At 76.1% G+C, this 1,009-nt stretch carries 1 protein-coding gene; it reads right to left on the bottom strand.

The window, feature by feature from the left end:
• Positions 1–1,009, bottom strand: a 1,009-nt coding sequence (locus G3I40_RS40000) for an AAA family ATPase (RefSeq protein WP_164559726.1), incomplete at both ends; no start/stop codon positions are given.

The raw sequence follows: 1,009 nt of genomic DNA, 5'->3' as shown, positions 1-1,009 counted from the left end.
GCCGCCCGGCGCAGGTACTCGGCCGCGCGCGGATCGTCGGCCCGCGCGAAGTGCGAGGCGAGCGTGTCCACGGCGTCCGGGCGACGACGCAGCACGGCCTGCGCGAACGCGGCGTGCAGCTGACGGCGCCGTACGACAGTGAGCTGCTCGTAGCAGGTGAGGCGGACGAGAGGGTGCCGGAAGGCGAGACCCGCCTCGGCCCGCCCCGCGACCACGACCTGCCGCTCCTCGACGAGAGCGGCGCCGATGGCGTCCTCCAGCGCGGCCACCGCGTCCACGGCCGGCCGCAGCCCGTGTTCCGCGACGTCGAGCAGCTCGCGCAGCGCCACCTCGCCGCCCGCGACCGAGAGGGCCTCCACCACGCGCCGGGTGTCGCGGCCGAGCCGCCCCAGACGTTCACCCACCAACTGCCGTACGCCGTCGGGCGCTTCGTCGCTGACGGGACCGCGGGCGAGTTCCAGGGCGAACAGCGGATTGCCGAGGGAGAGCTCCCAGACCCGGTCGAGGCGTTCGGCCGGGGTGCCGACGTCCCGGACCACGGCCAGACAGGCGCCCTTGTCGAGCCGGCCCACGTCCTCGCGCCCCGACAGGCGCGCGCGCCGCAGCGCGACCAGCGCCGAGCGGCGCGGATCGCCCTCCGGGACCTCCTCGTCCCGGTAGGTGACCAGGAACCGCAGGGCCGTGCCGCCGCTCCCGGCCCGGCGGGCCAGATGGCTCAGTAGTTGGAACGAGCCCTCGTCGGCGGCGTGCAGGTCGTCCAGGACGACCAACACGGGCCGTGCGGCGGCGAGTTCACCCAGCAGCGCGCCCACCGCGCGGAACAGGCGGTCCCGCTCCTCCTCGGGGGAGCGCTCGCCGTTCGCCCGCACCCGGCCCAACGACGGCAGGAAAGCGGCCAGTTCGGGATACTCGGCACCGACCCGGGCCCGCTCCCCGGCGTCCCACTCGGCGAGCCAGCCGTCCAGGGCCTCGGCGAACGCCCCGTACGGGGTGTGCCCCTCGGCGTCGT

Origin of the sequence: Streptomyces sp. SID14478 (assembly GCF_010548525.1) — a bacterium.
Classification (GTDB): domain Bacteria; phylum Actinomycetota; class Actinomycetes; order Streptomycetales; family Streptomycetaceae; genus Streptomyces.
This window is presented reverse-complemented; position numbering and strand designations above follow the sequence as displayed.